Annotated in this window: 9 protein-coding genes; 2 read left to right on the forward strand and 7 right to left on the reverse strand. The window is 63.0% G+C overall.

Annotation, left to right across the window (positions count from 1 at the left end):
- Positions 1 to 134: 134 nt before the first annotated feature.
- On the forward strand, positions 135 to 1,565 hold the full coding sequence (locus HKK54_RS29910) for a hypothetical protein (RefSeq protein WP_169388825.1): 1,431 nt from the start codon (positions 135 to 137) through the stop codon (positions 1,563 to 1,565).
- Here HKK54_RS29910 and HKK54_RS29915 read toward each other — a convergent pair.
- Positions 1,562 to 2,101, reverse strand: coding sequence for a DUF924 family protein (locus tag HKK54_RS29915; protein WP_169389392.1), 540 nt, complete (start codon positions 2,099 to 2,101; stop codon positions 1,562 to 1,564). The genes HKK54_RS29910 and HKK54_RS29915 overlap by 4 nt on opposite strands.
- Before the next feature lie 112 nt (positions 2,102 to 2,213).
- Here HKK54_RS29915 and HKK54_RS29920 point away from each other — a divergent pair, with 112 nt between their 5' ends.
- Positions 2,214 to 3,272 (forward strand): HoxN/HupN/NixA family nickel/cobalt transporter, encoded by a 1,059-nt coding sequence (locus HKK54_RS29920; RefSeq protein ID WP_169388826.1) that lies wholly within the window; start codon positions 2,214 to 2,216, stop codon positions 3,270 to 3,272.
- Positions 3,273 to 3,516: 244 nt separating this feature from the next.
- Here the strand turns inward: HKK54_RS29920 and HKK54_RS29925 are convergent, their stop codons facing one another.
- The 6 genes from HKK54_RS29925 to HKK54_RS29950 all read right to left on the reverse strand — a co-directional run bounded on the left by HKK54_RS29925 (position 3,517) and on the right by HKK54_RS29950 (position 12,117).
- The gene (locus HKK54_RS29925) at positions 3,517 to 5,958 is read right to left on the reverse strand and encodes a TonB-dependent receptor (RefSeq protein ID WP_169388827.1); all 2,442 of its coding nucleotides are present in this window, start codon (positions 5,956 to 5,958) and stop codon (positions 3,517 to 3,519) included.
- An 89-nt stretch (positions 5,959 to 6,047) separates the two neighbouring features.
- Positions 6,048 to 6,995, reverse strand: coding sequence for a FecR domain-containing protein (locus HKK54_RS29930; RefSeq protein ID WP_169388828.1), 948 nt, complete (start codon positions 6,993 to 6,995; stop codon positions 6,048 to 6,050).
- On the reverse strand, positions 6,992 to 7,489 hold the full coding sequence (locus tag HKK54_RS29935; protein WP_088422446.1) for a sigma-70 family RNA polymerase sigma factor: 498 nt from the start codon (positions 7,487 to 7,489) through the stop codon (positions 6,992 to 6,994). Before HKK54_RS29935 ends, HKK54_RS29930 begins: the two co-directional genes overlap by 4 nt.
- 247 nt (positions 7,490 to 7,736) lie before the next feature.
- Positions 7,737 to 10,025, reverse strand: a complete 2,289-nt coding sequence (gene metE, locus HKK54_RS29940; protein WP_169388829.1) for a 5-methyltetrahydropteroyltriglutamate--homocysteine S-methyltransferase — start codon at positions 10,023 to 10,025, stop codon at positions 7,737 to 7,739.
- 334 nt (positions 10,026 to 10,359) lie between these two features.
- Entirely contained in the window at positions 10,360 to 11,205 is an 846-nt protein-coding gene (locus HKK54_RS29945; protein ID WP_029615953.1) for a LysR family transcriptional regulator, read from the reverse strand.
- A 21-nt stretch (positions 11,206 to 11,226) separates the two neighbouring features.
- A complete protein-coding gene (locus tag HKK54_RS29950) occupies positions 11,227 to 12,117 on the reverse strand; it encodes a LysR substrate-binding domain-containing protein (RefSeq protein ID WP_169388830.1) in 891 nt (296 codons plus the stop codon).
- Positions 12,118 to 12,222 lie beyond the last annotated feature (105 nt).

The raw sequence follows: 12,222 nt of genomic DNA on the forward strand, positions 1-12,222 counted from the left end.
ATCCCGGGACGCAAATGAAATGCAGGGTTTTTATGGGGGCATTCCTGTCTGGAATACCAGCGATAATGGCAATACTATGGCGTCTAGCCACCCTGCCCTTTACACCCAAAAACAGATCAAGGAACGATCAATAGATGAAACAAGCGGTAGTCGTCATCCACGGCATCGGCGAGCAGCGCCCGATGGACACCCTGCGCAGCTTCGTGGAAGCGATGATCCCGGCGGACACCCCCGAGGCCACGCCGTTCTACTGGAGCAAACCCGACCGTTTTTCGCGCAATTTCGATTTGCGCGTGTTGAAGTCGGCGGGCCGCAACACCACGGATTTCTACGAGTACTACTGGGCCCACAAGATGCAGGGCACCAAGGTCGGCCACCTGCTGAGTTGGCTCTGGGATATTTTCAAGCGCCCGCGCCGGGATATTCCCACCGCTATCGTGCCGATCTGGCGCGCCACCCGCTGGACCGTGCTGGCCCTGCTCGTGCTGCTGGTCAGCGGCACCCTGGCGACGCTGTATGGCCGGTTCCCCCACAGTGACAATCCCTTTGCCCTGATCCCGGTGCTGCTGGCGGTGATCGGCCTGGGCTTGAAGTACTCGGCGCTGTCGTACCTCGGCGACGCCGCCCGCTACCTGAGCCCCAACCCGCAGAACGTGGCGGTGCGCGAACAGATCCGCGCCGATGGCGTCGACCTGCTGCGGGCCCTGCACGACAAGGGCGACTACGACCGCATCATCGTCGTCGGCCACAGCCTGGGCAGCGTGATTGCCTACGACATCGTCGGCTACCTGTGGCACGAACATCACGACCAGTTGCACCCCAACAGCCCGGAACTCGCCGACCGCTACGCCAACCACGAGCGCCTGCAACCGGTGGTCCAGGACACGCTGCCCCGGGCCGGAAACGCCCTCGACGGTCGCCTGCAAAGCCTGCTGCGGTTTCGCGAGCAACAGGCCGAAGCCTTTATCGAACAACGCAACCTCGGCAACCCGTGGCGCATCACCGACCTCGTCACCGTCGGCAGCCCCATGGCCCACGCCAGCCTGCTACTGGGCCGCAGCGTGAGCGACTTCCAGCGCCGCATCGAACGCCGCGAAGCGCCCGCCTGCCCGCCCACACGCGACGAAAAGGGCTATGGCTACAGCGGCCGGCTTTCCCTCACGGTGGGCCAGCGCCCCTTTTCACCGCTGTACCTGCACCACGCCGCCGCGTTCGCCGTGACCCGCTGGACCAACCTCTATTTCCCTGCGCCAATGGGCCTGTTTGGCGACATCGTCGGCGGCCCGGTCAGCCCGGTGATGGGCGCCGGCGTGCTGGACCTGCCGGTCACCGTGGGCAAGTGGAAAGGCTGGCTGGCCAGGTCCTGGCTCAGCCACACCCACTACTGGAGCGAACGCGGCGGCCAGCAGGGCTACCTCGGTAAACTGGCCACCGATGAGGCGGCAATCACCCACGGCGAACGCCCGTCGGCGACGCAAGCGTTGCGTTGGGCGATCGATCTCAAAGGTGTTCGGCGTTTTCGCCAGGCGGGCGCCAGGGACATCGTGGCCGAATCAGAGGCCTAGCCCGAAAAGCCACCGCTCTCCAGAAACGCCCGCTCCTCTTCTGTCGTGACCCTGGCCAGCACCTCATTACGATGGGGAAAGCGCCCGAACCGCTCAATGATGCGGGCATGCTCTTTTGCCCAGTGATAGGTATTGGCATCGAGTTCCTTGTTCAGCGCCACCGACAATTGCTGATCCTCGGGGTCTTCAGAATGCTCGAACGGCAAATAACAAAACGCCCGCAACGGGGTTTCAATCAACGTGTCCATCCCCGCCTCGACCATTTGCCGCGCATACAGGCGCGCCAGCGGGTCGGTGGCGAACATATGCGCCGTGCCACGAAAGGTATTGCGCGGGAACTGGTCCAGCAGCAACAACAACGCCAGCGCGCCTTCAGGTGATTGCATCCAGCCCTCCAGCTCACGCCGGGCCGCCTGTAAATGCAACGTGTAAAAAGCCTCCCGAAAGCGCTGGTCAAACGCCTCATCCTTGGCAAACCAAAGCTTCGGCCCCGCTTGCTTCCAGAACTCAATAACCGCCCGCGATCCATTTTCCATCGTCGTCACAACCCTCTCCTCACTCACGCCCCAAATTTCATCATCACTCTAAACAAAACCTTTAAAGTTTCGGAATGTGTCTGAATGTTTCTACTGCACAAAGGTATTGTTGATGATCCTACGCCTCGCCCAGATTTTCAGTGACTCCAACACCCAGGTTCGCGCCAAGCTGTTTGGCATCTACGGGGTATTGATCGGCATTAACGTGGCCGCCTGGGTTTGGGCGCTGGTGGCGTTCCATGATCATCCGGTGCTGCTCGGCACCGCGTTGCTGGCCTACGGTTTCGGGCTGCGGCATGCGGTGGATGCTGACCATATTGCTGCCATCGACAACGTCACCCGCAAGCTGATGCAGGAAAACAAACGCCCGGTGGCGGTCGGGTTCTTTTTCTCCCTGGGGCACTCTTCGGTGGTGGTGCTGGCGTCCATTGGCGTCGCGTTTGCGGCGTCGGCGATGCAGGACCGGTTTGAAGGCTTCAAGGCCATCGGCGGAGTGATCGGCACGTCGGTCTCGGCCTCGTTCCTGTTGGTGATCGCCTTGATGAACCTGGTGATCCTGCACGCGATCTACAAGGCCTGGCGTCATGTGCGCCAGGGCGGCGCGTACGTGGAGGATGACTTTGACCTGTTGCTGGCAGACCGTGGCTTTATGGCGCGGCTGTTCCGCCCGGTGTTTCGCCTGATCAGCCGCAGCTGGCACCTGTACCCGCTGGGTTTCCTGTTCGGCCTGGGTTTCGACACCGCCACCGAGATCGGGCTGCTGGGGATCTCTGCGACACAGGCATCACAGGGTCTTTCGCCGTGGGCGATCATGGTGTTCCCGCTGCTGTTCAGTGCGGGCATGTCCCTGGTGGACACCCTCGACGGTCATCTGATGCTGGGGGCGTATGGCTGGGCGTACATGAAGCCGATCCGCAAGATCTACTACAACATGAGCATCACCCTGGTGTCGGTGGTGGTCGCGGTGGTGATCGGCAGTATTGAAGCGTTGGGGTTGATTGGTGACCAGCTGGATTTGAAGGGGGCGTTCTGGGGCTTTATCGGCGCGCTGAACGACAGCTTCGGGATGCTGGGCTACATGATCATCGGGATCTTTGTGGCCAGTTGGGCGATCTCGGTAATGCTGTATCGCCTCAAGGGGTTTGACCGGATTGAAGTGAAGGCGGGTTGACCTTATGGCTGTGCAGCCCGCTCAAGCTGGAGGTCTGGTGCAGGGACTTTTGTGGCAAAGGAGGCTTGTTGTGGTTAGCGGGGCTTGTTGTGGCGAGGGGGCTTGTCCCCCGTTGGAGTGCGTAGCGCTCCCAGCTTTTTTGGGGCCGCTGCGCAGCCCAACGGGGGACAAGCCCCCTCGCCACAGCAAGCTCCCTCACCAAAGCAAGCTCCCTCACCACAAGGTATTCATACGTTTGGGCGGCTTAGAAATCCACCGTCGCCGATAACTTCACGGTCCGCGGCTCGCCCTGGGTCAGGTAGTTATTGGCCGTCGACGCCGACGACCAATACGCCTTGTTCGCCACGTTCTCCACGTTGGCGCGCAAGGTGATGTACTTGTCGTCGGCCTTGAAGCCATACCGCGCGCCCAGGTCGACGCGGGTCCAGGCCGGAATGCTCAGGCTGTTGGCGGCGTTGACGTATTCGCCACCGGTGCGCAGCATCCGTGCGCTGACCGCCGCGCCCTGGAGGCCCGGCACGTCCCAATCCGCACCGACGTTGTACTGGAAGCGCGGCACGCCGGCGGCGCGGTTGCCGTCGGTGGCGCCGTTGGAGGTGTTCTTCTGTTCGGTGTCCATCCAGGTGGCGCCGGCCAGCAGACGCAGGCCGTCAATGGGCTCACCGAACACGTTGAGTTCGACGCCTTTGTTGATCTGTTCACCGTCGACAGTAAAGGTGTCGAGCCGCTGCCCCGGGAAGCGGGTGGTGGCGTTGTTCGGCTGTTCAATGCGATACACGCCCAGGGTGGCGCCGTAGCTTTCCCAGTCCAGCTTGACCCCGGCTTCCGTCTGCTTGCTGCGCTTGGGCGGGAATACCTCGCCAGGGTTGGTGACGTTCGTGAGCGGTGCCGTCGGGCCCTGCGCCAGGCCTTCAATGCGGTTGGCGTAGAACGACACGTGCTCCCACGGCTTGATCACCAGGCCATAGACCGGCGTGGTGATGGACTCCGAATACGGCGTGCCCCGCACACCGGAGGCGGTGTTCCAGCTGTCCACCTCGATCGTCTGGCGCCGCACCCCCAGGGTCAGCAGTACCCGATCATCAATAAAACCCAGGGTGTCGGACACCGCCGCACTCTTGATCCGGTTCTTGCCCACAACACGCGGGTCGTGAATATCACTGCCGAAATAGGTGTTGGTCGGCCGCGGTGTTTGCGTCGGGTTGTACAGGTTGCCGGGTTGACGGTTCGCCACCAGGATCGCCTCATAAGCCGAGCGTTGCTCGCCCCAGATCCCCGACAGACCGAAGTTCATCTGATGGGTCACCGGCCCGGTAGCGAAGTGGCCGTTCAAGCCGGCCATTGCGCTTTTGTTGTCTTCGTCATGGGGCGAATACAGGAAGCCCACCTTGGCGCTGCCATCGTTGCCGACATACAACGATGAATACTGGCCGTTCTCCCGGGTGTGCTTGGCGCCGCCTGCTGCGTAGGCCGTCCAGTTATCGTTCAAATCATATTCGGCATTCACCATGCCGTAGGTGTCCTCCAGCTCCGACCAGCTCCAGTTCTGGGCGTAGTTATCGTTGGCCGACGGCGCATGGGGCACCTGGGTACCGGTCGGGTACACCACCGCACGACCATTATTGATGCGCTCTTTCTGGTAGCCAAAATCGGTGGAAACCCGCAGGCGCTCGCCGCGGTAATCCAGCGCGACGGCAATCAACTGCGAGCTTTTGTTTTCGTCATCCACGGCGGTGTCGCCACCGTGCCTGGCCAGGTTGACCCGGGCGCCAAAGCGGTTGTCTTCGCCAAAGCGCTGGCCGAGGTCCAGGTGGCCGCCGGCCTGGCTGTCGCTGGCGTAATCAAGCGTCACGCTGCGGGTGGGCGTATCTTCGGCGCGCTTGGGCACCAAGTTGACGCTGCCGCCGATCCCGCTGCCCGAGGGTGAAACGCCGTTGACGAACGCGTTCGGTCCCTTGAACAACTCCACCCGCTCCAGGGCTTCGGTGGTGATGATCTGCCGGGGCAGCACGCCGTACAGGCCGTTGAAGGCGATGTCATCGGTGCTCAGCGGCAGGCCGCGAATGGTGAACACCTGGGAGAAGTTACCGAACCCCGCCGACTGGCGCACCGAGGCGTCGTTGAGCAGCACGTCGCCTACTGTTCGCGCCTGCTGATCGGCGATGGTTTTCGAGGTGTAGCTGACCACACTGAAGGGCACGTCGCTGATGGACCGGTTGCCCAGTACGCCCAGGCGTGCCGAACGTGCCACCTGGCCGCCGCCGTACGTGTCCACCTGCGCCCCGCTCGCCTCGCCGCTGATGGTGGTGGCGCCCAGCTCCAATGCGCCACCGCTGGCCTGAGGCACCACGGTGTAGCCATTGGCGCCGGTGCCCTGCAGGGTATAACCGCTGCCCTGCAGCAACTGGGCAAAGCCCGATTGCGCGCTGTAGCTGCCTTGCAACCCCGGGCTTTGTTGATCGTTGAGCAGCGTGGAATCGAACGACAACGGCACCCCGGACAGCGCTGCAAACTGTGCCAGCACATTCCCCAGCGGCCCCGGCGCGAGGTGATAGCTGCGCGCCGCACTGCTTTGCGCCGCGTCTTCTGCCTGGGCGCTTTGCAGCGGCGCGATGGCCGCCAGGGCGACTGCCAGGCTCAGTGCTTTCAGGGGGCGGGGGCAGTTTGGGAGCGATCTGGCGGTCATGGGCATTCCTGTCGGCGCGGCGCAAAGTTGAGGGTTCTCCCCTACACCGAACGACAACGAAAAAGGTATCAGCGAACGTTGAAAAAAGTTCAGCGCGGCTCGACCGTCACCCAATACCCGGTGACGCTGCTGACCTTAACCGGCAAGGTTTCCTGCAACAGGTGCAGGCTGGCGTCGGTATCGCGCAGGGAAAACGCCCCCGACACGGTGAGGTTGGCCACCGAGTCATGGCAGCGCAGCATGCCGGCGCGATAGCGCCCCAACTCATCCAGCAAGTCCGCCAGGCGCATGTGCTGGGCCAGGAGCATGCCGTTTTCCCAGGTCAGGGCGCTGACGTCCAACGGCTCCACAGCGGCCACACCGTCTGCGCTGAAGGCGCCCTGCTCGCCCGCCTTGACGATCACGCCCTGGCTGGCATGCTCCGGCAGCAACTCCACCGCACCTTCGGTCACCGCCACTCGGCTGCGCTGCTCACCCACCCGCACACTGAACCGCGTGCCCAAGGCCCGGGCGGTGCCGTGGCGGGTCTGGACGATAAACGGGCGGTGGGCTGCGTCCTTGGCGGTGGTGATCAACACTTCACCCTTGAGCAACTCGATGCGCCGTACCTGCTCGGAGAACGCGATATTCAACGAGCTGCCGGTGTTGATCAGCAAACGCGTGCCATCGGGCAAAGTAAGGTTCTTTTGTTCGCCGATCGCCGTGTGCTGGTCGGCGGTCCATTGCTGCCAGGGTAACTGCCGATACGCCAGCCAGGTCGCCGGGCCTGCCGCCAGCAACAGCCCGAGCGCCTGGCGTCGGCCGAGGGGCTTCTTGCGCCCGATGCGCTTGAGGGTCTCGCCGGCAATCGCCGCCGGCACCGTGTTGAAATCCCCCAGAATCGCCTCCGCCCGTTGCCAGGCCTGCGCGTGCTGGGCGCTGCGGCCCTGCCATTGGGCGATGGCGCGGCGGTCTTCGTCGGTGGCGCTGCCGGACTGCAACTGCACCATCCAGTCGGCGGCTTCACCGAGGATCAGCGGATCGATCGACTGGCTCATGCCACGCTCAGGCAGGCCAGGAAGGCGTCGCGCATGTAGCGTTTGACCGAGATCAGCGACACGCCCAACGCATCGGCGATCTGCTGGTAGGTCAGGCCGTCGATCTGCGACATCAGGAATGCCTGGCGGGTCTTTTCCGGCAGGTCCCGCAACATCGCCTCAATGCGGTACAGCGCTTCGAGGATCAACCAGCGGGTTTCCGGCGACGGTACATGCTGCTCGGGCAGGTGCGCGATGGTTTCCAGGTAGGCGCGCTCCACTTCCTGGCGGCGCCAACTGTCGATCATCAAGCCCTTGGCGATATGGGTGAGCAACGCCCGTGGTTCGGCGCCCAGGTTGCTGCTGGCCTGGCGGGTCAGCAGGCGCATAAAGGTGTCGTGGGCCAGGTCGGCGGCATCGCTGGCGTTGCCCAGCTTGCGGTCCAGCCAGCGGTGCAACCATCCATGGTGTTCGCAGTACAGGTCCTGGATATGCAGATTGAGAGGAGACGACATGCCGATCACCGGGGCGCGCCGGAGCGGTGAGGCTCAAGCGTAATTAAGAATTGATCGCATTCTAATCTGCATCGGCGGTGCTGGCAATTTCACGGTTTTTTGAGCGCTGGAGATTCCTGTGGGAGCTGGCTTGCCTGCGATGGCGGTGTATCAGGCGCCAACGATGCAAGCGGGTCCGCCGCTATCGCAGGCAAGCCAGCTCCCACATTTTTGGTCTTCACCCGGCGTGTTATACCGGGTGCCTGGATCACGCCAGTTCAGCCCGCAGTTGACGCGCCGCCGTCACCATGTGAATCAACGCCGCTTCCGTCTCCGGCCAGCCGCGGGTTTTCAAGCCGCAATCCGGGTTGACCCACAGGCGTTCGGCCGGAATACGCTTGGCCGCCTTGCGCAGCAGGTTGGCCATTTCCGAGGCGTCCGGCACCCGGGGCGAGTGGATGTCGTACACGCCCGGGCCAATGTCATTCGGGTAAGCGAAGGCTTCGAACGCGTCCAACAGCTCCATGTCCGAGCGCGAGGTTTCGATGGTGATCACGTCGGCGTCCATGGCGGCGATGGACTCGATCACATCGTTGAACTCGCTGTAGCACATGTGGGTGTGGATCTGGGTTTCGTCACGCACACCGCAGGCGCACAGGCGGAACACTTCGGTGGCCCAGTCGAGGTAGTGCTGCCACTGCGCCCGACGCAACGGCAAGCCTTCGCGGAATGCGGCTTCGTCGATCTGCACGATCCTGATGCCGGCCGCTTCCAGGTCCAGCACCTCGTCACGAATCGCCAGCGCCAGTTGGCGGGCCTGCTCTTCGCGGCTCACGTCTTCGCGGGGGAACGACCACATCAGCATGGTCACCGGGCCGGTCAGCATGCCCTTCATTACCTTGTTGGTCAGGCCCTGGGCATAGCGGATCCACGCCACGGTCATGGCGTTCGGGCGACTCAGGTCACCGAAAATCACCGCCGGTTTCACGCAACGCGAACCGTAGCTCTGCACCCAGCCGAAGCGGGTAAAGGCATAACCCTCCAACTGCTCGGCGAAGTATTCGACCATGTCGTTACGCTCGGCTTCACCATGCACCAGCACGTCCAGGCCGAGGTTTTCCTGCACGTCTACCGCGTGACGAATCTCGCTGTGCATGGCTTCGACGTATTCGGCTTCGCTCAACTTGCCGGCCTTGTACGACTGGCGCGCCAGGCGGATCGAGGCGGTCTGCGGGAACGAGCCGATGGTGGTGGTCGGGAACAGCGGCAGGTTCAGGCCGGCACGTTGTTTCTCGATACGCTGGGTAAACGGCGAGTGACGCTGGCTGTCTTTGGCGGTGATCGCCGCCACACGCGCTTGCACAGCCGGCTTGTGGATACGCGGGGAAGCGGCACGGGCCGCTTGTACGGCGCGGCTTTCGGCCAGGGCGGCCACCACGCTTGGCGCGTCAGGCTGATTCACGGCTTGGGCCAGTACGGCGACTTCTTCACACTTTTGCACCGCAAACGCCAGCCAGCTTTTCAGCTCTGCATCCAGTTTGTCTTCACGGCCCAGGTCCACCGGGCTGTGCAGCAAGGAGCAGGACGGCGCCACCCACAGGCGATCACCCAATCGCTGATGAGCGTGCTGCAAGGTGGCCAGGGTTTTTTCCAGGTCGCAGCGCCACACGTTACGGCCATTGACCACGCCCAGGGACAGCACCTTATAAGCCGGCAGGCGATCGAGGATGACCGGGTACTGATCCGGAGCGCGCACCAGGTCTATGTGCAGGCCGTCTACCGGCAGGTTGGCGGCCAGGCCGAGGTTCTCTTCCAGGCCGCCAAAGTAGGTGGCCACCAGCTTCTTCAGCGGGTCGCGCTGGATCAGGTTGTAGGCGCGTTCAAACGCATTTTTCCAGTCCTGTGGCAGGTCCAGGACCAGGATCGGCTCGTCGATCTGCACCCACTCCACGCCCAGGTCCGCCAGGCGCTGGAAGATCTGGCCGTACAGCGGCAGCAGGCGGTCCAGCAGGTCGAGCTTGTCGAAATCGCCGCCCTTGGCCTTGCCCAGCCACAGGTACGTCAGCGGGCCGATGACCACCGGTTTGACGGTGTGACCCAGGTCGCGGGCTTCCTTGACCTCTTCGAACAGTTGATCCCAACCCAGCTGGAACTGCTGGTCGGCGCTGAACTCAGGGACCAGGTAGTGGTAGTTGGTGTCGAACCACTTGGTCATCTCCTGGGCGTGGGCACCGCCGCAGCGGTTGTCGCTGACGCCACGGGCCATGCCGAACAACGTGTGCAGGGTGGCTTTGCCGTCGACCGGGCGGAAGCGCTCAGGGATCACACCAAACATCAGCGAGTGCGTCAGCACCTGGTCGTACCAGGCGAAGTCACCGACAGGCAGCAGCTCGATGCCGGCTATCTTTTGCAGGTCCCAGTGCGCCTTGCGCAGCTCGCGGCCTACGGCGCGCAGCCCGGCTTCGTCGAGTTCACCCTTCCAAAACGCTTCCTGCGCTTTTTTCAGTTCACGATCGCGACCAATGCGCGGGAATCCAAGGGAATGGGCAACGGCCATGACGTAAAGCTCCAATGTGTAAGTATGGGAGCCATTGTCGGGACGAGGTGATAGTGAGACAAACTCATTTTATTCCAGATGATCACAAGTTCCACTCATGATGACCGGATGAGTCTTCGGTCTTGCTTATCACTGAAATAGCCGGCAGCGTCTGTTTTGACGCCTACGCGCTCAGCATACTTTTGCTTCCCGAACACCCCAGGAAGCCCTCACATGGAACAGCATCCGCCGCTGACCACCCTCCTCGTTCACCTCGCCGCCCTAGGCGTGGCCATCCTCGGCATCGGCAGCCTGGCCGTGTTGATGGCCTGGGCCGGGCGCCTGATTTTCTAGGTCAGTCGGCCGCAATATCGGCGCTCAAGGTGCGGATCAGCGCCTGCGCCTGAGCGTCCCGCTGCGCGGTATACAGCACCACTTCGCGACTGGGCAGCGGCGGCAGGTCGAAACGCTGCTCCACGTCGACGCAGCCACTCGGCGCCATCCGCCCCACCATCGCACCGATGCCAATCCCCGCCACCACCGCAGCACCGATCGCGAGGATGCCGCTGCCCACAAACGCCTCTTCCCAGGCACGGTTCTGCTCGGCCAAGGCCGCCATCACCATGCTGCGCATGCCGCAGGGTTCCGGCTGGATCGCCAGGGGCAACGCCCCGCCCTGGCGCAATTCGAAATCCCGTGAAGCCATCCAGCCAAAGCGTTCGACGCCCACCACTTCACCGTCCTGGCGACGGTTGTCGTGGCGCAGGATCATCGCCACATCCAGCTTGCCTTGCTCGTAGCTCATCAGCATGTCCCGCGAGGTGCCGAGGCTGAACGCGACGATGACGTCCGGGTCGGTGGTGGCCAACCGTCGCAGCCACAGGCTGAGGTCGGCGCCGACAATGTGATGGCTGACGCCCACGCGCAAGGTGCGTTTCTGCGGGCCAAAACAGTTCATTGCGTCCTGGTAGTTGTCGAGCAAACGCCGGGCGCTGGCGAGGAACATCTGGCCATGGGCCGACAGCGTGACCCGCCGCGGCGTGCGCTCCAGCAGCTTGCGGCCGAGGTTATCTTCGAGGCGCTTGATCTTCAGGCTGATGGCGGCCTGGGTGCCGCCAATGGCATCGGCGGCGCGGGTGAAGCTCTGGAGTTCGGCGACCAGGACGAACGCCTGGATGGCGTCGATATCGGGCATTTTCATGGATAGGCTGACGCTGGAAAGTTAAGAGGTGACGTTAGCATGCCGCGCCTGCTGCCCAAACCACTGCATGATCAGCCCGCAGCCCGGGTGCGAGGCGGCCGATGGCTGCAAGCACAACGCATACACCCCGCCAGTCGTCAGTGGCTCTCCAAACGGCACCACCAGCACACCGCGCTCGATCGACTCCGCCGCCAGCGTCATGTCGGTCATCGCCACCCCAAGCCCACGCGCGGCGGCGTCCAGTGCCAGCTCGTCGAGGTTGAACGGGATGTGCCGGTAATCATCCAGCGACCGCGCACCGTTGGCGGCCAGCCAAGTCATCCAGTCCTGTTTGTCGGCCGAGCGATGCAGCAGCGCAAAGTTCGCCAGCTGTTCCATTGCAACCAATGGTCCCAACCCCGGCGCGCAGACCGGCACCAGCGACTCGTGGAACAAGGTCAGGCGCGCAGGCTCGTTGTCGGGTTTGGGCAGGTAAAGAATATAGGCGTCGCTGTCACTGGCCGGCTCAACCACCTCTGTGGCGACGGTCTCAATCGCCAGGGAAATATCGGGATGGTTGCGATAGAAGTCGCTGAGCTTGGGCAGCAGCCAGCGCACCGCCAGCGACACATGCAGGCGGATGCGAAACGGGCGTTTGTGCGGCGAAAGCCGGTCCTCCAGACCCTTCAGTTGCGCCAGGATGCTCCGCGCGCTGGCCAGCACCTGTTCACCCTCGGCGGTCAGGCGCAGGCTGCGGCTGGTCCGGGTGAACATCGGCACGCCGAAGTGGCTTTCCAGTTGCTGGATCTTGCGGCTCACCGCGCTTTGGGTCAGGCACAGCTTCTGTGCCGCCACGGTGAAGCTGGCGCAGTCGCTGACTTCCACCAACGCCTGCAAGCCTTGCAACGAGGGCACATGACGGATGTTATCCATGCGTTTTCCGAATGGCTGGATGATTTTATAACGTTGGTTGTATCACCACAGGCCCTATAGATTCCAGCTGTCGCCCGAACTTAGTCATGCGAACCACGCATACAG

It is taken from the genome of Pseudomonas sp. ADAK13 (genome assembly GCF_012935715.1).
Taxonomy (GTDB): Bacteria; Pseudomonadota; Gammaproteobacteria; order Pseudomonadales; family Pseudomonadaceae; genus Aquipseudomonas.